Annotated in this window: 14 protein-coding genes and 1 tRNA gene; 11 read left to right on the forward strand and 4 right to left on the reverse strand. The window is 58.9% G+C overall.

All coding sequences use genetic code 11. The features are described 5' to 3' along the window. Positions 1-185: 185 nt before the first annotated feature. Positions 186-635, reverse strand: coding sequence for a ParB N-terminal domain-containing protein (locus QKW60_RS00120; protein WP_282365531.1), 450 nt, complete (start codon positions 633-635; stop codon positions 186-188). Positions 636-1,019: 384 nt separating this feature from the next. Beyond that, positions 1,020-1,211, reverse strand: a complete 192-nt coding sequence (locus QKW60_RS00125) for a helix-turn-helix domain-containing protein (protein ID WP_282365532.1) — start codon at positions 1,209-1,211, stop codon at positions 1,020-1,022. 202 nt (positions 1,212-1,413) lie between these two features. Between QKW60_RS00125 and QKW60_RS00130 the strand changes: the two genes are divergently transcribed. The 11 genes from QKW60_RS00130 (at position 1,414) to drmB (ending at position 19,375) form a co-directional block, all read left to right on the forward strand. Continuing rightward, positions 1,414-1,740, forward strand: coding sequence for a DUF3489 domain-containing protein (locus tag QKW60_RS00130; RefSeq protein ID WP_282365534.1), 327 nt, complete (start codon positions 1,414-1,416; stop codon positions 1,738-1,740). Next, a complete protein-coding gene (locus tag QKW60_RS00135) occupies positions 1,737-2,231 on the forward strand; it encodes a DUF2924 domain-containing protein (RefSeq protein WP_282365536.1) in 495 nt (164 codons plus the stop codon). The genes QKW60_RS00130 and QKW60_RS00135 overlap by 4 nt, the downstream gene beginning before the upstream one ends. 1 nt (position 2,232) lies before the next feature. Continuing rightward, positions 2,233-3,885 (forward strand): recombinase family protein, encoded by a 1,653-nt coding sequence (locus tag QKW60_RS00140; protein WP_282365538.1) that lies wholly within the window; start codon positions 2,233-2,235, stop codon positions 3,883-3,885. Positions 3,886-4,288: 403 nt separating this feature from the next. Beyond that, positions 4,289-4,483, forward strand: a complete 195-nt coding sequence (locus tag QKW60_RS00145) for a type II toxin-antitoxin system Phd/YefM family antitoxin (protein WP_282365540.1) — start codon at positions 4,289-4,291, stop codon at positions 4,481-4,483. Beyond that, complete coding sequence (gene drmD / locus QKW60_RS00150; RefSeq protein ID WP_282365542.1) at positions 4,480-7,713, forward strand: DISARM system SNF2-like helicase DrmD; 3,234 nt, start codon at positions 4,480-4,482, stop codon at positions 7,711-7,713. The genes QKW60_RS00145 and drmD overlap by 4 nt, the downstream gene beginning before the upstream one ends. A 5-nt stretch (positions 7,714-7,718) precedes the next feature. Continuing rightward, the gene (locus QKW60_RS00155) at positions 7,719-11,606 is read left to right on the forward strand and encodes an Eco57I restriction-modification methylase domain-containing protein (RefSeq protein WP_282365544.1); all 3,888 of its coding nucleotides are present in this window, start codon (positions 7,719-7,721) and stop codon (positions 11,604-11,606) included. Positions 11,607-11,618: 12 nt separating this feature from the next. Next, positions 11,619-12,275, forward strand: coding sequence for a hypothetical protein (locus tag QKW60_RS00160; protein ID WP_282365545.1), 657 nt, complete (start codon positions 11,619-11,621; stop codon positions 12,273-12,275). 69 nt (positions 12,276-12,344) lie between these two features. Further along, complete coding sequence (locus QKW60_RS00165) at positions 12,345-13,451, forward strand: helix-turn-helix domain-containing protein (protein WP_282365546.1); 1,107 nt, start codon at positions 12,345-12,347, stop codon at positions 13,449-13,451. A gap of 7 nt (positions 13,452-13,458) precedes the next feature. After that, positions 13,459-13,965, forward strand: a complete 507-nt coding sequence (locus QKW60_RS00170) for a hypothetical protein (protein WP_282365547.1) — start codon at positions 13,459-13,461, stop codon at positions 13,963-13,965. 5 nt (positions 13,966-13,970) lie between these two features. Further along, a complete protein-coding gene (gene drmA / locus QKW60_RS00175) occupies positions 13,971-17,513 on the forward strand; it encodes a DISARM system helicase DrmA (RefSeq protein WP_282365548.1) in 3,543 nt (1,180 codons plus the stop codon). Then, positions 17,510-19,375: a DUF1998 domain-containing protein gene (gene drmB, locus QKW60_RS00180; RefSeq protein ID WP_282365549.1), complete on the forward strand. Its 1,866-nt coding sequence runs from the start codon at positions 17,510-17,512 to the stop codon at positions 19,373-19,375. Before drmA ends, drmB begins: the two co-directional genes overlap by 4 nt. Before the next feature lie 396 nt (positions 19,376-19,771). On the opposite strand, the gene QKW60_RS00185 is transcribed toward drmB, so the two are convergent. Together QKW60_RS00185 and QKW60_RS00190 are read right to left on the reverse strand one after the other, a co-directional pair. After that, positions 19,772-19,861: transfer RNA gene (locus QKW60_RS00185), tRNA-Ser, on the reverse strand. 57 nt (positions 19,862-19,918) lie between these two features. Continuing rightward, entirely contained in the window at positions 19,919-21,865 is a 1,947-nt protein-coding gene (locus QKW60_RS00190) for a potassium transporter Kup (protein ID WP_282365550.1), read from the reverse strand. Between the last annotated feature and the right edge of the window lie 106 nt (positions 21,866-21,971).

The raw sequence follows: 21,971 nt of genomic DNA on the forward strand, positions 1-21,971 counted from the left end.
TGCCGGCTCGCCGTGACAGGGACCAGAGCCCAAAAGGGCGAGCCGGTCAGCGCTGTTTCAGGGAGAGGCCGGACCGTCAGGTCCTTGCGAAGGGCCGGTCTCCCGGCACAAGATCGGCAGGCCCCCCACCGATCACTTCGCGTCGTTTGGTCTGGGCCGCGACTGTGGCGCAGCTCAGCTGTTCACTACGCCGCGACTGCCGATTTCGCAGCAAAGAGTTCGAGCGCGAGGCGACCACTCGCGGTGAAGGACAGAATATGCTGCGCCTCGACGCGGAAGACTTCCGGATCGAGGCCTGCAATCTTGTAGAAATGGTGCGTCATGTGGAAGTAGACGCGGCGTTCGAACTCATCGAGATCTTCCAGCCGCAGTGCCGGAATGTCCTCGAGGCCAATCCGTGCCGCGGCTTCGACAAGACCCTGTCCGGCGACAATGACATTTACTTCGTCAACCAAAACCGGGTTCAGGAAGCCCATCGTGCAGATGGCCTCGACAATTTCGCTGATATCTTCTGCATCAAGCTCACCCTTAGGCTGATAGTCACGGGTGAGCGCCTCAGGGTTCACGCGATACAGACGATCACGCAGGACCGGGTCAACCATGTAGGTCTCCAGATCCAATTTCTCTTTCGCCATTGGGAATCCTTTCCATCAACTGGCAGTCACGCAAGGCGCGACAAGACAAGCTGCGAAGCACAAGCCTCTCAGCGGTTCAATCGATGTATGGAAGGCCGAACCAACATTGGGTCCTGTTGCGAAGGGCCGGGCATCCGGCAACGAGAGGAAGACCTACGATCCGTCCCACTCCGCGTTTTCGTGTGGAGGATTATTTGGTAAATCAGTGGAGTCGCGCAAGAGGCAGTCTGGCACTTTCTTACTGTATTCAATGACTTAGTGCGTTTAAACGCTCTGCCTTTCGTCCGGCAGAAAAACATTTCGCATAGATTCAAGGCCTTACGCTGTGTTGCAGAAATACGTCTGTTCGGGGTAAGAACGCGGGCCTGCAAGACCGACGGAACATCATTCCAGCAGTTTGCCGACCGTCAAGCCCGGCGCCGCCGCGAGCTTGTTGACCACCGTGATCGTCAAATTTCGCGCGCCGCGCTCAAGATCGCTCACGTAGGTCCAGTGTAGTCCCGCCTCATGCGCGAACTCCTCTTGCGACCGGCATTTCGGCTGGCGCAGGCGGCAAATACCCGAACCCGACGCCAAGCCGGATTATCGAATTTCGCAACCAAGTTTCGATGACTGTCTTCCGACACCAACTGGAAGTTCCCGCTGGACTTCCTTGGCCCCGCAAGGGGTAGTCGGATGACGCCGAAACAGCGTTGTCGCTCGGCATCGCCGCCCGGAATTCCGGGCTCTGCCTGGTAGAAGGGCCGGAATGGATCCTGCCCGAACCAGGAGACCGACAATGGCGAAGAAGCCCAACACCAATCCCGAAACTACCAAGGCGACGAAGCTGCCGGCCAAGACCACACCTTCGGCCCGCGCCGAGAGTAAGAAGACCCGACTGATAGAAATGTTGCACAAGGACGACGGCAGCACGATCACCACGATCAGCGCGGCACTCGGCTGGCAGCCCCATACGACGCGCGCGGCCATCACCGGGTTGCGCAAGACGGGCCACAAGGTCGAAACGGCGAAGCCGGCTGACGGCAGCTCCGGGCTGATCTACCGGATCCCGCTCAAGCCCGATGCCCGAGCGAAAACCGGGAACGACGCGGAGGCGCGCCAATGAATTCGGCCGACCAGCGAGTTGCGCCAAGAGACCTGCCTGAGGCTCTTGCTGCAGTCGAAACCGCAGATCGCGCCGGCCTGCTCGATCTCTGGCGCGAGGTGATCGGGGCACCTCCCCCAAAGAACCTCTCGCTGCCCTTCCTGCGTCGGGCGCTCGCCTTCGAATTGCAATGTCAGATGCTTGGCGGTCCCAAGGCCCGAACGATCGAGGACCTAGGCCGCATCGCCACGGGTTCCGCATCTCGGGCGTCCGTTGGCACCAAGCTGCGCCCCGGCGCGAAGTTGGTCCGAGAATGGCAGGGCCGCACTTGGACCGTCGAGGTGATCGACGGCGGGTTCTTGATGGGCGGGAAGCGGTATGTGTCGCTCTCCGCCATTGCCAGGAAGATCACCGGGGCCCGCTGGTCGGGCCCCCGGTTTTTCGGGCTGACGGGCGACGCCGGACGGGATGCACCGCCCACCAAGCCGTCTCAGCGCGGAAAGGCAGCTTGAGATGGCGCGCCGGATCCGTTGTGCAATCTACACCCGGAAATCTTCCGAGGAAGGACTGGATCAGGACTTCAACTCGCTTGATGCCCAGCACGAGGCCTGTGCCGCCTATGTGACGAGCCAGAAGGCGGAAGGTTGGGTTCTAGTCCCGACCCGGTACGATGACGGCGGGCTGTCCGGGGGGACCATGGAGCGGCCTGCGCTGAAGCGCCTGCTCGCGGATATCGAGGCGGGGCTCGTTGATCAGATTGTCGTCTACAAGATAGACCGACTGACCCGGTCGCTCTCCGACTTCGCGAAGATCGTCGACCGGCTCGATGCCGCCAGCGCCTCCTTCGTCTCTGTCACGCAGTCCTTCAACACCGCCACAAGCATGGGACGGCTGACGCTGAATATGCTCCTCAGCTTCGCGCAGTTCGAGCGCGAGGTGACGGCGGAACGGATCCGCGACAAGATCGCCGCCTCGAAGAAGAAGGGGCTCTGGATGGGCGGCACAGTGCCCTTCGGCTACCGGCCCGCCGGCCGCAGCCTGGAGATCGACGAGACTGAATCAATAATTATCCGCCATATCCATGACCTCTATCGCGATCTCGGCTCGGTCCGCGCAGCTGCCGAACGTGCGGACGAACTTGGCTACAGAACGCGGTTGCGGTCGTTTGCTACAGGCGCCTCGAGCGGCGGAACCCCCTTCAGCCGTGGCCACATCTATCAGATCCTCACCAATCCGCTCTATGCCGGCCGCATTCGCCACCGCGACAAGGTCTATGACGGTCAGCATCCTGCGATCATCCATCCAGCCGCATGGGACGCTTTGCAGAAACGTCTTGCCGCCGAAGCCGCCCGCAGCCGCGGACGGCCGAACGCGGCGGAACGCTCGCCGCTGGTCGGCAAGCTCTTCGATGAGACCGGAGATCGGTTGACCCCGAGTCATTCTCGGAAAAACGGCAAGCGTCTGCGCTACTACATCTCGCGCAGGCTAGTCACCGACCGGCGCGAGAAACATGCTGATGCTTGGCGGTTGCCGGCACGGCATCTCGAGACCGGCATTGCGCGAGTCCTCGGCGATCACCTGCGCAAACCCACCGTGGTGACCGATCTGGTCAAGGACATCACGGCCTCCGAGGTTCCCGGTCTACAGGCGACTCTTCGACAGGTCGCAAATGATTGTGACCCCGACGGTGCCGCCGACGTCTGGGCACCGCTGCTGCGCCGCGCCGATCTCGCGCAGGGTAGCATCCTCTTGCGGCTCGACCGGAAAGTCATGGCGGACCGGCTCGGCATCGCGCCGGATCGGATCGACAGTGCGGCCCGTCGGATTCCCGCATCCTTCCAGATGCAGCGCCGAGGTGTCGAAGCCCGCATCATCCTAGGTGCCGCCGTGCCGCAGGTTGATCCGGTGCTGGCGAAGAACATCCTGACGGCGCAGAAATGGTATGCGGCCATCAAGGCCGGTGCCTCCTTCGGCGAACTTGCTACTCGAGAGAAAACCACCTCGAGCCGCATCCAGCAGATGATCGGTCTCGCCTTCCTCGCCCCAGATATTCTGGATCAGGTGGCAGCGGGTAGCCAGCCCGTTGCCTTCACATCGGAATGGTTCAAGCGAAGGCAGCTGCCCCTGGAATGGGATATGCAGCAGCGAGTTTTTGGCAGTCTCTGACTTTTCATTTGGCAAGCAGACTTCGATAGAGCGAGATTTGTGTGGGAACCAGTTCTTCTACCGATTGGTCTCTCCTGAATGTTGCGCATCCTGCTTCAGGGCCAATCACAACTGACACCGACGATGCAAAGGGCCGTAGCTGCCGTCTCGGGAACCTCCTAGTGGACTTCTCCACGCCTGCGCTTGATTTGCGCGAGTTGAGGGTGACTGAGGGCATCATCGGCCCGTTCTACACGCCTGCAGGTTAAGCCCGGCTCGAAGTTAGGTCAGTGTTTGAGACACTCCAGTTGCATTTTCCTATCGAACAAGCTCCGGTTGCGAAGCGCACACTCGCGACCCGTTTCCCCCTATCAAGCCATCCCAATGGTGGCTACAATAGCTCCAACTCAACAGGAGGCGGGCTATGCAGCGTATGGCGGCGCGGGACGCAAAGAACAGCTTCGGCAGATTGATCGACACCGCTCGAGCTGAACCGGTGGCAATCGACAAGTACGGCCGGACAGTCGTAGTTGTTATCGCAATCGAGGAATACAATCGCCTTACGGCTCTCCAGGCACACGCCAAACCCGACGGTATGATTGGAGATGGCGGAAAATGAAGAACGATTCCCCCAGTAATGGCATTGCGCAAGGCGATTTCGTTGAAGTTCGAGGCAAACAGTGGCTTGTCGAATCCTTGTTCGGCGAGGCGAGCGACCTTTCGACATTGGGTCTCTCATGCATCGCTGATGACGCACAAGGCGAACAGCTTGAGGTTATTTGGGATGCCGAGATCAATGCGAAGCTTCTTGACGATGATCGCTGGAGTGGCGTCGGGCATGGGCAGCCTGACAGTCCGGAAGTCTTGGCCGCACATATTCGGGCGATCCGCTGGAAGTCGGCGACTGCAGCAGACCGAGACCTTCTTCAGTCGCCTTTCCGGGCTGGGATCAGGCTTGATGCATACCAATTGCTACCACTCAGAAAGGCTCTTCGCCTGCCACGCGTCAATCTCCTCATTGCAGATGACGTTGGTCTCGGGAAAACGATCGAAGCCGGGCTGATTGCCAGAGAACTCTTGCTGCGTCGGCGGATAGATTTCATCGTTATCGCCGCGCCTCCTGCAATGACCATTCAATGGAAGGACGAACTGGAGGCAAAGTTCGGCTTGTCGTTCGAAATAATTGACCGTGAACGAGTCGGTGACCTCAGGCGCACCAGAGGGTTTTCGGTCAACCCATGGACAACAGGTTCCCGGTTCATCATTTCGCATCGATTGATGACCGATGAAACCTACGCAGCTGGTTTGCGGGACGTCCTTGGTGAGTTTCGTGCGCGGGCGCTTCTAATCCTGGATGAAGCACACCATGCGGCCCCATCCGCTGGAACCCGCTATGCTGTGTCGAGCCAGCTCACAAAGGCGGTCAGGGAACTCGGGGAACGCTTTGAGCACCGGCTGTTCCTAACGGCCACTCCGCACAACGGTCACTCCAACAGCTTTTCATCTTTGCTCGAAATGCTGGATCCTCAGCGCTTCACGCGGGGTGTTGAAGTTCGTCCTAAAGATCTGGAACCAGTAATGGTTCGCCGCTTGAAATCCGATCTGCGCCGTCTCGGTGAAGCCTTCCCTGAGAGGGTCGTCGAGCCGATCATTCTCGACGGCTTGCCGGAAAGCACACCTGAACTTGAACTGGCCCGTCAGCTTGGCGCTTATGGTGAGCTTCGAATGGCGCGGATTGCCAAATTGCCGAGTGGCAAGGCCGCGATCGCAAAACTGACATTCGTTGGGCTTCAGCAGCGCCTTCTATCTTCGGTGGCCGCGTTCCATCGCACTCTAAAAGCTCATCGGATGACCCTCCAAAAGATATCGGACGGCACTGAAGTTGCTCGGATTGAAAACTCAGCCGCCAGTTTTGTTCACTCCCCCTCTGCGGAAGAGAGCGCTGAACTGGGTCTCGAAGACCAGAGCGCTGAGCAGGCATTCGATGAAGATACGGAAGCAAGCGCGAGCGCGGCGTCGTCCGCAGGAGTGGTCGACGCGTCTCGTCAGGAGCTGATATCTGAGCTCGCCGCCGTGGATGAGATGCTGACACTAACAGAGAGGCATTTGTCGCGACCTGACGCTCGTGTGGAGTGGCTGGTACGTTGGATCCGCGCAAACATGTTGGACGGCGAGACTTGGAACCGGCGACGTCTGATTATCTTCACAGAGTGGGAGGATACCAGACGTTGGCTGGAGCGACGTTTGCGAGAAGCCCTTTCCGGCACCGACCTGGCCGATGAACGGATCGGTGTGTTCACAGGTGCGACGAGTTCTGATCGCCGGGAAGACGTAAAACGAGCTTTCAATGCAGATCCGGGCGCTGAGCCGTTGCGAATTCTCATTTGCACGGACGCAGCGCGAGAAGGCATCAATCTTCAATCCCATTGCTCTGATCTGCTGCATTTTGACTTGCCCTGGAATCCGTCCAGACTTGAGCAGAGAAACGGCCGGATTGACCGGAAATTGCAGCCAGCCAAAACAGTCCTTTGCCGTTACTTTCGATACGCTCAACGCGAGACCGACATAGTTCTTGATGCGCTGGTCTGGAAAACTGAGACCATACGCGAAGAACTGGGTTCGGTTGGAAAGGTGATCGAAGACAAAATTGCGAAGCGATTGGCAGAAGGCGGCATCGGGAAAGGTCAGGGAGCCGCGCTCGCGCATGCAATAACTGAGGAAAATGATGCTGAAAGGCTTCAACGGGCGCGTTCAGAAATGGATGACGAGGAGCGAGCTCGGCATGATCGCCTTCTGAAAGAACAAGACGATCTGAGGAAAGTGCTAGAGCGTTCCCGAGAGCGAGTCGGCGTCAATGCAGACGACCTCAAGCGGGTCGCCTCGGCCGCACTGTCGCGCGCAGGTCTGTCGCTTGACCAATCTCGCGGAGCGACTGTCGGCAAGACAGAGACATACCATCTCGACCCCAGCGATCCGGCGTTCTCGCGAGACGCCGGTTGGGACGATGCATTCGACGATCTACGCGTCAGACCTCGAAAACGGGGAGAGAGATTGGGAGATTGGCGACGGAACGCGCCTATACGCTCGATCGCTTTCGAGCCACCAATTCTAGCTGATGGCAGAGACGCCGATAATGTTGTCCAGGTCCATCTTGAACACCGACTTGTACGTCGACTTCTATCGAGGTTCCTCAGCCAGGGATTCCAGTCAAATTTGTCCCGGCTATCGGTTATCGAAGGTCCCGGGGCCCAGCCAAGAGTTGTCCTAATGGGGCGTTTGGCCGTGTACGGTTCCGGAGCGGCAAGACTCCATGAGGAGATCATTCCCGTTACAGCGATCTGGAGTGAGTCGGATCGAGAACGCCGACAACTGAGGGCTCTGGGAGAAAGCGGGGAAGAGAGGACGCTAAATCAACTTGAGGATGCGCTGCGCGATGCGCGCGCCGCACCCGCGTCCGCAGTCTCGAGGGTCAAAGAGCTCTACGCCAAAGACATTGCAGACTTGACGCCTGCATTCGAAAAAATCGCCGCTGAACGCCTGTCCGCGGTGAAGGCGCAGCTGGTCAAGCGCGGAGAAGACGAAGCCCGGTCACTCGAAAGCTTGCTAGATCAACAGCGTAAGAGGATCGCAAGAGCCGCAACAGATTTCAATCCGAACCAGCTCACTCTTGATCTTGTTCCGGACGAGCGACGCGAACGCGAAGCGGATCGACGGCACTGGGAAAGCCGTCTTTCGCGGCTCGAGCAAGAACTTCAGGATGAACCGCAACGCCTGCGGGAATCCTACGCGGTCCGAGCCCATCGCTTGGAGCCGGTCGGTCTCGTGTACCTTTGGCCAGTTTCGGGGTGATTTAGATGGTTTCCGAGATTAATCGCGACCCGGACCTCGAGTGGCTAGATCATATTCAGCCGGTTGGACTTGTCATTGCGCCCAGCGTTCTGAAAGAGTTGGGGTTAACTCCGCTGCATCAAAGCCCGATAGCCACAGGCGCTATCGCCGAGCTTTTGAACTCTGATAGCGACGGCCCGGCGATCCTCGACCCTTGGGCCTTCGCGGAACAAGTCCTGGGCTGGGAAGCTCGCCACACCGCCGGTACGGCAGATGGCCCGGAGATCCCGGATCAGCTGATCGTCAGGTTGCCGGAGCATTCGACCACGCTGTCTCCGCATTGGGCAGTGGCGGAACTAGGCGAAGCCGACCAACCTTGGCAGCTGCTCGTCCGCATCGAGGACGCCGGAATTGATCCTGACACGCGGTCTCAACTCGATGGGTGGGAGGCGACGCCTCACCAGCGCTTTGAGCGCCTTCTACGTGACACCGGCGTCTTTGCCGGTGTCATGATCACCGACAAGGTAATCCGGCTTGTCTATGCCCCTCGTGGCGAGACTTCTGGTCATCTTTCCTTCCCGATCCGCCCTCTCGCGACAGTGGCCGGGCGTCCAATGCTCGCGGGCCTGAAGCTCGTCCTTGACCGCTTCCGTCTGTTCTCCGATGCCGATGAACGGCGACTTCCCGCGCTCTTGAAGAAAAGCCGCGACGCTCAAGCCTCGGTTTCCACAGAACTCGCAGGCCAGGTTCTCGGCGCTTTGCATGACCTCCTGCGTGGTCTGCACGCGGCGGACCCGGATCTGACGCGGGAACTAGCCCGCTCCCGTCCCGAGCACCTTTATGAGGGGCTTCTGACAGTCCTCATGCGGCTGGTGTTCATCCTCTATGCCGAGGACCGTGACCTGCTACCCTCCCGCTCGGATGGCCGCGCCAGATCGATCTACGAAACCAGCTATTCGGTCCGCGGACTCTTTGCCCGCCTCGCCGAGGAAGCTGCACTGAATCCAGACACGATGGATGAACGACGCGGCGGCTGGGGTCAGCTGCTGGCGCTGTTCCGGCTGATCCACGGGGGGCATCCGACCCACTTCGTCCAGGCGCGCGGCGGCAAGCTGTTCGATCCGGATGAGTTTCCGTTCCTCGAAGGTCGTAGCGATGTGGACGAGGATTCTCGCGTCCTTCAGGTCTCGGACGGTTGCATCCTGCGCATCCTCGAGGGGCTTATGACCCTGAAACTACGCGGCCAAGAGCGTGAACGCCTCTCCTACCGCACGCTCGATGTCGAACAGATCGGCTCCGTCTACGAGACCGTCATGGGCTTCACCGTCGAGGAAGCGCCATGTCGGGTGCTGGCGATCAAGGCAGGCAAGAACAACAAGACGCCCGTCTTCGTTGGCCTCGACGATCTTCTGAGCAAAAAGGGCAAGGATCGGATCAAGGACCTGAAAGAGAATGTCGGCCGATCCCTGACCGCCGCGCAAGCAAAGCCGATTGAAGCTGCCATAACGGTCGAGGATCTCGCCGCCGCGCTCGACAACATCGTCGATGAACGCGGTTCGCCCCGTCACGTGGTCGCGGCGGCCGGAACGCCAATTCTCCAGCCGACAGACGAACGCCGTCGCACCGGCAGTCACTACACACCGCGCAGCCTGACAGCGCCGATCGTAGCCCATGCGTTGGAGCCAGCGTTCGAACGACTGGGGCCGGACGCGACGCCCGAACAGGTTCTCGACCTCAAGGTCTGCGATCCGGCGATGGGGTCCGGCGCGTTCCTCGTCGAAGCCTGCCGTGCCATCGCCTCGCGTCTGGTCGATGCCTGGGCGCGCTGGCCGGATGCGAGGCCAAAGATTCCGGCTGATGAAGATGAGGAACTCCATGCGCGCCGCCTTGTCGCGCAGCGGTGTCTCTATGGCGTGGACCGAAACGCACGCGCGGTCGACCTGGCGCGGTTGTCGCTCTGGCTGGCCACGCTGGCAAAGGATCAAGAATTCACCTTCCTCGACCATGCGCTGAAATGCGGCGACAGCCTTGTGGGTCTGACGCCCGAACAGATCGCGGCTGCGAATTGGGATGCTTCGAAGCCGGGCCTGCCCCTGCTGAGACCGCTCGTGGCTGAAAGGGTGGCAGAGGCGGATCGCGCTCGTGCCGAAATCCGGTCTGCTCCTGACGACACGATGCGCGCAATCCAGGAAAAGCGTCACAAGCACGTGGAGACGCGTCTGTCGCCCGTCCGGCTGCTGGGCGATGCGGTGATCGCGGCCTTCTTCTCGGCCGATAAGGCCAAGGCGCGGGAGAAGGCACGGGCAGATGCGGAAAGCTGGTTTTCGGGCCGCCCGGCAAGGTGGGACATGCTGGGGGATTCTGCGAATGCGCTGCGCAAAGGGGAGCGCGGTATTCCGCCGTTCCACTGGGCCATTGAGTTCCCTGAGGTGTTCAAGCGTGAGAATGGCGGGTTTGATGCGATTGTTGGCAACCCGCCGTTTATGGGCGGGCGCAATATCTCCGGAAGCCTTGGGAAAAACTATCTTGCTTGGCTCTTCGAAAACAACGCAGAAGCTGGAGGCCAGACAGACCTAGTCGCTTATTTCTTCAGAGCTGCCTTTAGGTTGCTTCGAGATGGTGGATCTCTTGGCCTAATTTCTACCAACACGATCTCTCAAGGCGACACTAGAAGGTCGGGTTTGACTTGGATCTGCAAGCATGGCGGGAACATATATAATGTGGTGAAAAGGTACACTTGGCCTGGAGAGGCAGCAGTTGTTGTAAGTATCGTTCATTTGGCAAAAAATAACGTGCCAAGAACCCGAAATTTAGACGGGCGTTCGGTAGAGAACATAACGTCTTACTTGGTCCACACAGGAACAAGTGATGAGCCTCAAAAGCTAGCCGAAAGCGTTGGAATTGCCTTCAAAGGTCAAGAACCATACGGGAAAGGTTTTCAGTTTGCGGATGGTGAGCCTGATGCTTCCTCAATTTCTGAGATGCACTCACTAATTGAGCGCGACCCAAAAAATGGAGAGAGGATTTTTCCATATATTGGTGGTGCTGAGGTCTTGGGAAGCCCAACTCATGCTTATTCGAGATATATCATTAGTTTCGACGAGATGACTGAGGTTGAAGCGAAGCGTTGGCCCGATCTATTCAAAATCTGCGAAGAAAAAGTTGCTTCCGAGCGTTCTAATAAGGCGAAGGAAGTTGCCGCTTGGCCATTTTGGACATTCTGGAGAACGCGCGCAGAAATGCGGTCGGCGAAGCGTGGAATGGAACGAGTTTTGTTTCATCCCTTTACATCGGCACACCTCGCCTTCTCCTTTCTGCCCAGCGACTACATTGTTGCGTCACCGCACATTGTAATTGCACTTGAAGGCTTCGGTTCGTTCGCGGTGCTCCAAGCGCGAATCCACGAAGTCTGGGCTAGATTTTTCTCGTCATCAATGAAGGATGACCTGCGTTACGCTCCTTCAGATTGTTTCCGTACATTTGCATTTCCGGAGGGCTTCAAGCTTTCAAGTACCCTCGAGAACTCAGGCCAAGCCTACTATGCCTTTCGAGCTGAACTGATGATAAAGCGCGATGAAGGCCTCACGAAAACCTACAACCGTTTCCATGATCGAGGACAGAACGCCCCTGACATTGCCCGCCTGCGTGACCTCCGCGCTGAGATGGATGCCGCCGTTCTGCGCGCCTACGGGTGGGACGATCTCGCTGACCGGGCACAGCCGGAGTTCATCGAACAAGACGCCGACGAGGGCAAGCAGGCCAAGACCCGCTTCGACTGGCCGTCCGAGTTCAAGGACGAAGTCCTAGCCCGCCTCCTCGCCCTCAACGCCGAACGCGCCGCAGCCGAACGCGCCGCAGGCCTGACCGCGTCCGACGAAGATGATGACGAAGACGACGAAGGAGAAGCGGCATGATGGATGGAGCACATGGGCGGTATCGCTGACGAGCACGTCGAATGGGCCATCGTAAACCGCTTGAAGGCGATGCTCGACGAACCGCCGCAGACGACGTTCAACGTAACCCAGACCTTTGCCCTGTTCAGCAGTGTTTTGCTCTGGACCAAGAACCGTGCATGGGTGGCTGGCAACCATGGGCAGCGAGGCGAATGGGAGGACCCTGCGGACCATCGCGCCCACAATGTGCGGGAAGCCATGCGGGACACCCTGATAACGGACGATCCGTGGCGGCTCTCCCTCGCCGCTCCTCAGATAGTGCTGGTCGACCGAGCGGATGGAGGTGAAATCGATGACCGCAGGATCAACGCCGACTTCGAGGCCATGACCGCCGAGAACTTCTTCAAGTGGCTGCGTGACGCGCTGGCGCATGGAGACGGACGGACGATCAGATCGATCCACAAGCAGTCTGCGCGAACCGGGAGAACGCTGCTTGCAGGATTCCGGGTGGAGTTCAACGCCGAGCGAGGCGCAGAACATAAGCTGACGCTGGACCTCTTCCATGACGACATGCGCCGGATCGGCAGCGTCCTAGCCGACCTCTTCTGTTCATCTCTCAGCGGCGGCGATTGCTACTTCGAGGCGGAAGCAGGCACTGCGCGGATCGAAGAGGCGGATCGGGTCGCCTGATGGTTTGATTGCAAGAAAATCTTGCATTTGTTGATTTGCAAGATTATGTAGCGTCACGGAGGCACACCCATGGCGACACAACTCATAGGCGCTCGGATCAAGGCCCTGCGCGAGGAGCGAAAGCTCTCGCAGGACGACCTGGCGCAACTATTCGGCTTCAAGGACCGGCAGACGGTGTCTGCCATCGAGACCGGTGAGCGCCGCGTCACGGCGGACGAGCTGATGCTGGCCGTCGAGAAGCTTGGAGCGACGCTCGAGTACTTCACCGACCCGTTCATGCTGGTTGGTGAAGGCCGGTTTTCGTGGCGGCAAACCAATGTCAGTGCGGGTGTGCTGAATGGCTACGAGCGAAACGCCGGTCGCTGGATTGCCGCGTTCCGCGCCATCGCCCCACAGGTTGGTCGTGCCGCCCCACTGCTTCGCAGGTCACTGGGCCTGACCAAGCGTTCCAGCTTCGAGGATGCCATGGAAGCTGGAGAGCGGTTTGTCGCAGAGTTCGAGCTGGGCGCCGTCCCAGCCGCGCCGCTGGCTGAAGTGATGGAGCGCGAGCTTGGCACTCTAGTGCTGATGGTCGACGCGTTTGACGGAATCTCCGGCGCGGCCTGTCGGCTGCCAGAGCTCGACGTCGTGCTGATAAACCGCAAGGAGGTCGTCGGCCGTAGGCACTTCGACCTCGCTCATGAGCTGTTTCACATCCTCACATGGGATGCGATGCCCCCGGAACATTCCGAGGAGGCAAAGGAAACCGGCGGGAACCGCGTCGAGCAATTGGCGAACAACTTTGCGTCTGCTGTTCTCATGCCGCAGGCCGTTCTCGACAGGTTTGGCGATTGGGCGAGCCTCGGGGACGGCGAACTGATCTCACAACTGAACGCCGCTGCAGAAGAGCTTCAGGTGACCGCATCTGCTCTTAAATGGCGCTTGGTGGCGCTCGGCGAACTCAAGCCTGCCCGTGCCAAAGCGCTGAATGATGCGGCGCTTCGAAACAATGGCCGCGATGTGGGCGATGCTGAGGTACCAGTTCTTTTTTCCAAGCCGTTTATGGAAGTGATCGGTCTTGCTGTTGACGAGGGGCGGGTTTCGACGCGCCGCGCTGCAGGGCTGCTCGATCAAACGGTTGAAGACCTCACCGATCTGTTTGTCGCTCACGGGGTCGAACCCCCTGCAGAGCTGTGAGGCTGCCATGGCGAAGCACCCGGGTCCTGTCCTTGTTGATACGAACGTCATTCTCGAGTCCTACCGGATCGGGGCGTGGCGTGCATTATCTGGCGGCTACTCGATTGAAACCGTCGAAGATTGTGTGACGGAAACTCAAACAGGCTTTCAGCGTCGGCGAACCGAAGAGCTGATCGATTCAGCAGCACTTCGGAATTCGTTGGCTGCCGTGCACGATGTGAGTGATCGCGAACGTGCGGAGGTTTTGCTCAGGGCATCTGGCATCAATCTGGACATCGGTGAGCACTCGCTTTGGGCGCATGCTCTCATAAGAACTGACGGATGGGTTCTTTGTGGGCCGGACAAGGCGAGTCTCCGCTTTGGCGTTCGGTCGGGGTTTCGAGACCAGCTTTGCGCTTTGGAGCAGCTTCTCGATGCCGTTGGCTATCGCCCGAAGCAACCCCTGAAGACAGCGCATACGAGCAAATGGTTGGCCAAGACCCTGAGCGAACTCGTTATTTCAGAAGGGATTTAGTGGTCATGACCGCCTCGGCAGATATCCGCTCAAGGATTGTTGAAATGTTTCGTCGCGACCTGATCGGTCCGGGGGACCAAGACACTGATCTGGCGTTGGAACGGCTAAACGAAAGCCCCTCGCGCTGGTATCTGACTGGCTTTCTGGCGCCCGCTGAGGATCCGCTTGGGCTGGATGGCGAAGGCGGCGACAATGATCCATCCGCGCAGGAAGAGATGGAAATCGACGTCGAAGAAACTGACTCCGAGGGTGCCGGTGGCGCGGCCGGTGACAACGAGGAGCCTGAGGCCCCCAACGCTCGACGACGCTTCTTGCCGTCTTCGATTGGCCTGACAGTTTTGTTGCCGCCGGATGTAAAGGAAATCGAGGCAAAGATTTCGTGGGGCGACTACAGGACTGAACCAGCTCTTCCTGAAAATGTACTTCTCCCGGAACCCCTTCCTGAGGAGTTTGATGAGGATGGTAAGCCCAAGCGCAACTCCAGGCCGATGGTGGACTGGGTTCGTACTCCAAAGGACCGGGTCGTTCAAATAACCGTGCGTGACGGTAGAGGCGAACCGATCTTGATCCCGGAAAGCGCTGCCGAGCAACGCAGAGGCGGTGGTTTGACGCTGGAGACCCACTCTAGAACCTTCAAGTACGATACCCCGGATGGAGGGCAGGAAGAGGTTCGGGCACTCACAGTCTTCCTCGTAAACCGACGAGCGACTGTCCACCGCTTCTATTCGGATGTGAGTTTCGTTTTTCAGGCGCGCCTCGAGCTCGCCCTCGACATGGGATTTCATCCCCGCCGAGACTTGTCTGGCACTCGTGCGGACGACTGGGATCTCAGGGTCGCCGACTTGCACTACCGAGATGTGAGTGAATGGGCAGTAGGGCGAAACGCTGCAGCAGGCTGGGACCAGGACGAAGATGCTCTTGGCACTGTGAAGCGCGTATGGACGAATCCGCTACCCACAGCGGAAGTTGAGCGCGTCGCCCCGAACGAAGATGACGAGATCAAGTCGCTCGTTTCGTTCGAAATGGAAGCTTTGGCCGAAGCGGCAAGTAAGGATGGAGACACCCTAAATGCCCTGATCGCCAAACTTCCTGAATTATATGGTGTTTGGATTGACGCAGAGCGTCAGAAACTAACGCCGCTCCCGAGTCAGCGAACGGAGACTGGCGAGCGTTTGGTATCGGAAATGGAGCAGGCGCGAGACCGGATTGCTGCTGGAATCGATCTGCTTCTGACGGATCCGACAGCTCGTTCCGCCTTTCGTTTCATGAACCTTGCTGTCGCCTCAGCTGCGCGACGCCGGAATGCCGGGCCCAGCGGCGATCCAAGTATGATGCAACCCCCGACATGGAGACCCTTCCAGCTTGCCTTTATCCTGCTCAATATCTCGGGCTTGGTACAGAAGACGCACCCAGACCGTGAGACAGCTGATCTCCTGTTCTTCCCGACGGGCGGTGGCAAAACCGAAGCGTACCTTGGTCTCGCCGCTCTCATTATTGCTCATCGACGCCTGACCGCTTCTGGCGTATTGGGTGCCGGCGTTTCAGTAATCATGCGCTATACTCTACGGCTGTTGACCTTGGACCAGTTGGCTCGAGCGGCGGGCGTCGTGTGCGCGCTTGAGCTGATGCGAAATGATCCCAAAAACGTAGACGAACGCGGACGACGTCTGCTTGGCGATTGGCCCATCGAGATTGGACTGTGGGTGGGTTCTGATGCGTCGCCAAACAAACTTGGCGGCAAGGGAAAATCCGACGAAAAGACAGCAGTTGGACGAGTGAGGCGATACCGAAATGGTCGTGACAAACGAGCTCCCGCGCCGCTGAAAGCCTGCCCTTGGTGTGGTACCGAATTCTCACCATCTTCATTTGCTTGTACGCCGAATGAGCATGCCCCGACCAATCTTGAAATAAGATGCGCCAACACCAATTGCGAATTCAGCCGGGGGAGACCGCTTCCTGTTCTGACTGTCGACGAACCAATTTACCGACGTCTCCCAGCGTTTTTGATTGCGACCGTCGACAAGTTCGCAGCGTTGCCTTGGGTCGGTGAGACTGGTGCTTTCTTCGGTCATGTTGACCGTTTTCGCGATGATCTTGGCTTCTTTGGTGCAGCTGAGCCTGGCGAGGGAAGCCCGCTGGGAAACGGATGGTCGCTAGCGCCACCGGATCTGATTATTCAGGACGAGTTGCACCTCATCTCAGGCCCATTGGGAACGGTGGCCGGATTGTACGAAGCAGCTATTGATCAACTCGCTAGCCGCAAGGTTGGCGACCATGTCATCCGGCCAAAGATTGTGGCGTCTACCGCAACGGTCCGCCGGGCCTCTGACCAAATCGAAGCACTCTTCGACAGAAGCACAACGAGCATCTTCCCGCCGCCAGGTCTTGATCGAACAGACAGTTTTTTCGCAAGGACGGTGCCCACAACCAAAGATCCGGCTCGTCTTTACATGGGCATAGCAGCCCAGGGAAGAGGACCGAAGCTGGTCTTCCTTCGTTCCTTGACGACCCTTCTGGCGGCGGCACAAGCGTTTCATGATGCAGAGGCTGGTTCTGGCGGCACTTTGAATCCCGCCGATCCCTATATGACAGCCCTTTGCTACTTTAATGCTCTTCGCGAACTGGGCGGTGCACGCCGTATCGTTGAAGACGAGGTCCGGGATAGAGCTGGCCGCTATGGCACCCAGAGGTGTCGGATCGATCCTCCAGACTTGCCGTTCGCGGATCGCCAGATCAGGGAACCGATGGAACTGACGTCCCGCGAGTCAACTGACAAAGTAGCTTTGGCAAAGCAAAGGCTCGAAGCCATCTTTGGGCCGGGAACCGAAAGTGTAGATGTCGCTCTAGCCACGAACATGATCTCAGTCGGACTCGACATCACTCGTCTTGGGTTGATGATGGTCCAAGGTCAACCCAAAACGGCAGCCGAGTATATCCAGGCCACCAGTCGTGTTGGCCGCGATCCTGCCCGTCCCGGCTTGGTCGTTGCCGTCTTAAACCTCCACAAACCCAGAGACCGAATGCATTTCGAGCAATTCGGCCACTTCCATCGTACGTTCTATCGCTCCGTGGAGGCGACCAGCGTCACGCCATGGGCCGCACGCGCCTTGGATCGGGCGTTGGCAGCAGTTGTGGTTGCAGCGGCACGCCACGTCGATCCCCTGCTGACTCCAGAAAATGCGGTTACTGAACTGAAGAACTCGCCCCAGGTTCGCCAAGATGTGCGCGAAGCAATTGTAGCTAGGGCTCCAGCTCAAATGATCGCAGGTGGTCACGCCGCTCTCAGGGCCGCAATTGATGACATAATCGATGCGTGGATTTTAACTGGGGACGACCAAGCTGCTGGAGGCAATCAGTTCGCCTACGCCAAGAAGAAGAGCCCCCATCGACTTCTACATATGCCCTTGGAGCCGGATTGGGCCAATCTCGATGAACCCCATCGCAAGTTCGTCGCTGGCCGGTCGATGAGAGACGTCGAGTCGAGTGTCGCTCTAAAGGTCAGAGATCCGCACGGAAATACAATCGCAAACGCGGACGACCTGACATGACAAAGAATTCTCAGAGGCTTAGCCAACTCATCTCGACCTTTGGCCCCGGCTCGATGATCGATCTTCCAACACGCTCGGTGATCGTTGCAGGTCTCGAATGGTGGGATATGCGGGGCAATTCGTTTACGACAATTCCTGAGCCACGGCTTGCGATGCGCCTCGAGCAATTGTTAAAGGATCAGGGTCGGCTTGATCCGGAAGTCCAACTTTCGCTGCGGACGCCGCCTGTGTCGAACGAGCTCGGACACGGAGCTCCTCAAGGTGTGGCGGCACCAGTGTTTCCGACATGGTTTGTTTGTGAGCAGGGAGAGACGGGCAGTGGCCCGAACTCGAGCCTACGAAGACGCCGCCTGGTTCGCTGGCAGGACCTCGACACCAAGGGTCGTCGAAAGTTCGTGTTCGATGATGGGCGCAAATCAGAGGTTACTCCTATTCGCTTCGTCTGTGCCTGCGAGAAAGGACACATGCAGGATATCGATTGGCGGTGGGTCGTACACGGCGCAGTACAGTGCCATGAGCCGATGTGGATCGAAGAGAAAGGAACAAGTGCTGATCCCGCTGACACCAGTGTGGTGTGCGGATGCGAGCGTAGACTATCTTTGCAAGATGCTTTCCAACCAGGAAGGCTCGGAAAATGTCGTGGTGAGCGACCTTGGCTGATGGATCGAGACCCTGAGGGCTGCGGGGACAATCTTAAGCTTCTTACCCGTACTGCAACCAACACATACTTTCCGCAAGTCTACACGGTGATTTCTCTTCCTGCAGAAGAAGACGAACTTTCAAGACTGGTTGATGAGCTTTCAGGAGACCTTGCCGGAGTTCAGACTATCGACGATGTGGCGCAGGCAAAGAAGTTCAACCCGAGGGTGTCAGCTTCCTTGGGAGCCTATTCTAACTCGGATATTTTTGATCGCCTCAAGCGACTGCGCGATCGCGCGAGAGTTGATGCTTCGAAATCGCCAAAGCTTTCTGAGTTTGATGTTTTTGCAAGTGGAACAGCAGAAATCGGGTCCAACAGTGCTTCGGCAAAGCTTTACGCCCAGACTTTGCCGCGTTCTGAATGGGAGGATACTTCGGTAGGAATAGACCTATCATCCATCAAGGGCTTGGTCGCGGTGCACCGCCTCCGTGAAGTATCGTGCCTATACGGATTCACCCGATTTGAAGCAGCGCCTACGAGCGCGGACGGTGATATCGAAGATATCCAGCTCGCGGTGCGTGGCGCACCAATATCTCGTCACGCCGATTGGCTTCCTGCAATTGAGCAGTTTGGCGAGGGGCTGTTTATTCACTTCGACGAGAAAGCAGTGGCAGCGTGGTTGCAGGAACCAAAAGTGGCAGCGCGGCAGGAAGATCTCATCCACGGCTACGAACACTGGCAGAGGCGATTCTCCGGTGGAGCGCCAAGCTACCCGGGAACGGCCTACACCCTCCTTCACAGCCTCTCACATGCACTGATGGCAGAAATCGCCTTGGACTGCGGATACCCCGCAAGTTCATTGAAAGAGAGGATTTACGCGCTTTCCGACTCGCGCACCGGCAATATCCCTGAAAGGTGCGGAGTGCTGATCTATACAGCGACCCCGGGCGCACAGGGGACTTTGGGTGGACTTGTTGGCGCCGGGTCGAGGTTCGCGCGTATTGTGGCGGGTGCGCTCGATCGACTAAAAGTCTGCTCGAATGACCCTGTTTGCGCTGACCACGAGCCTGATGGACATAGCGGCGACCGCGCCACCCACGGCGCGGCGTGTCATGGTTGCCTCCTTATCGCGGAAACCAGTTGCGAAATGCGGAATCTCTTTCTGGACCGCAGTCTCCTGGTCCCAACAATGGGTGCACATGGATCGAGTTTCTTTGACTGAAGTGATTGCCAAAATTCGAAAAAGACGAGATCTTTCTGATTGTCCCGTCTCGTCATGACTGGCATTCGCTCGCCTGATCTCGCATGACAATGCACTCGCCATCATTTCGATGATGGCAGATCCGTCCTGCGGCAGTGCCAACCCTCTGGCTGGCCGACTGTATCCCGCCGGGCCGAGGTGCGCGTCAGCTTCAAAATCGACAGATGTCAAGTCCAGCGCCGGAACACGCGGCCGAAAACCGTATCGCGCCAAATGCCAAACAGAGACTCGCGCCATTTCTGGCGGCTATTTCGCCTGCAATTTCAAGTCTCTAGGGGGCATCGCGCCTCGTATGTCGCGGAAACCACGCCACAATAGGTTGGGCGAAAAATAGTTTAATATCAATGTATTATGCGGTGGCGGAGAGAGAGGGATTCGAACCCTCGAGACGGTTCCCCGCCTACACACTTTCCAGGCGTGCGCCTTCGACCACTCGGCCACCTCTCCGTGCGGGGCTGTTTATACGGGCACTGCCCCATTGCGCAAGGGGGCATCGGGCGAATTTCACACAGCCATTCTGGCACCAAGCTCCACCACACGGTCGCGTGGCAGGTGATAGAAGTCGGACGGGTCAGCCGCGACGCGGCTGAGCGCCACATAGATCCGGTCAAGCATCAGGGACAGCCCGGCCCGGGCACCGGGCACGAGGCGGCGGCGGCCAAGGAAGAAGGTCGTCGTCATCACGTCGAATTTCAGCCCCTCTCGCCGCGCAAGTGACAGCGCCTTCGACACGTTCGGTGTTTCCATAAAGCCGAAGCGCAGGCTGAGACGCGCGAAGCTGTCGTTGATCGGCTCATAGACCGCCCGTTCCTCTCCTGCCACATGCGGGACGCGCAGGGTTTCGACCGTCACGATGACATTACGTTCGTGCAGCACACGGTTGTGTTTCAGATTGTGCAGTAGCGCTGGCGGCACGGCGGCGGGTGTCGAGGTCAGAAACATCGCGACCCCCGGCACACGGTGGGCCGAACTGCGCTGCATCCTTTCGGCGAAGTCATTCAGCCCGACCACGTCCCGGCCACTCCTCGCCATGGAAAGTTGTGTGCCGCGCCACCAACTTGCCATCAAAAGCGCGATCCCGGCGGCGATGGCGACGGGTACGTAGCCACCATCGGGCAGCTTGATCAGGTTCGAACTGAAAAAGGCGGTCTCGAGCCCCAGGAATGGCAGCGCGGCGAGGAGCGCAAGCCAGAGCGGCAACCTCCATCCGCGGTAAGCGAACGTGACGGCAAGTGCGGTGTCGACAAGCATCGCCCCCGTAACCGCAATGCCATAGGCCGAGGCCAACCCCTCGGAAGAACCGAAGGAGAGAACCAGCCAAAGCACGGCGATCATCAGGATCCAGTTGACCGCCGGCAGGTAGATCTGGCCGCTTTGGCGTTCCGATGTGTGGCGGATCGCAAGGCGTGGCAGAAGCCCCAGCAGAATTGCCGCCCGCGCCATCGAAAACGCCCCTGTGATCACGGCCTGCGCTGCGATCACCGTGGCCATGGTGGCCAGCGCCACAAGCGCTGGAAGGAAGGCGGCGGGCACCATGTGAAAGAAGGGGTTGGAGAGCGTCTCGGGGTTGCGCATGACCAGCGCGCCCTGCCCGAGATAGTTCAGCACAAGGGCCGGGAAAACCAGCGCGAACCATGCCAGCATGATCGGCTTTCGTCCGAAATGGCCAAGATCGGCGTAAAGCGCCTCTGCCCCGGTGACGGCCAGAAAGACCGCGCCAAGAACGACAAAGGCCAGAAGCCGGTGTTCGATCAAAAAACCCACCGCAAGGCGCGGATCGAAGGCCACCAGAACACCGGGATCGGTGGCCAGTTGCATCGCCCCAGTGACGCCCATCGTCAGGAACCAGATCACCGTGATCGGCCCGAAGGCGGCGGCGATCGCGCCGGTCCCGTAACCCTGAACGAGGAAGAGCGCGAACAGTATGCCCACCGTCACCGGCAGGACGAAAGCCTCGAAATGCGGTGCGACCAGACTGATCCCCTCGACCGCCGACAGGACCGATATCGCCGGGGTGATCGCCGCATCGCCAAAGAAGAGCGCGGCCCCGGCAATGCCGAGCGCCAGAACCGGCAGTGTCCGCCGTCCAATCGCCAGCCGCACCAGCGTGTAAAGGGCGAGGATGCCGCCTTCGCCCCGGTTGTCGGCCCGCAGAAGGATCAGTACGTATTTCACGGTGACGATGAGGAAGAGCGCCCAGATGAGAAGCGAGATGACCCCGATTACTTCGGATCGCACCAGCCCGTCGCGCGCCACCGGTCTCAGCGCCTCTCGCAGAGCATAGAGCGGCGAGGTGCCTATATCGCCGTAGACGACGCCAATTGCGCCGAGCGTCAATGTGGCGAGACCATTGCGGGAATGGCCCGTGTCATGATCCGGGCTACCAGTGTCATCAGACATGGTCGCGGCAGCGAACACCCCGTCGAACGGGGCAGGAACGGCATGGGTCATCTTGATGTTGCTCCGCCCGCGTCCACCTTATCTGGTGGTTCGGGCAGCTTGGTCGCAGGTCAGGTGCTGGCGCACCGTCACACTCCGAATGAACGCGTCCGGCAGG

This window comes from Albidovulum aestuarii, assembly GCF_029961185.1.
Taxonomy (GTDB): Bacteria; Pseudomonadota; Alphaproteobacteria; order Rhodobacterales; family Rhodobacteraceae; genus Albidovulum; species Albidovulum aestuarii.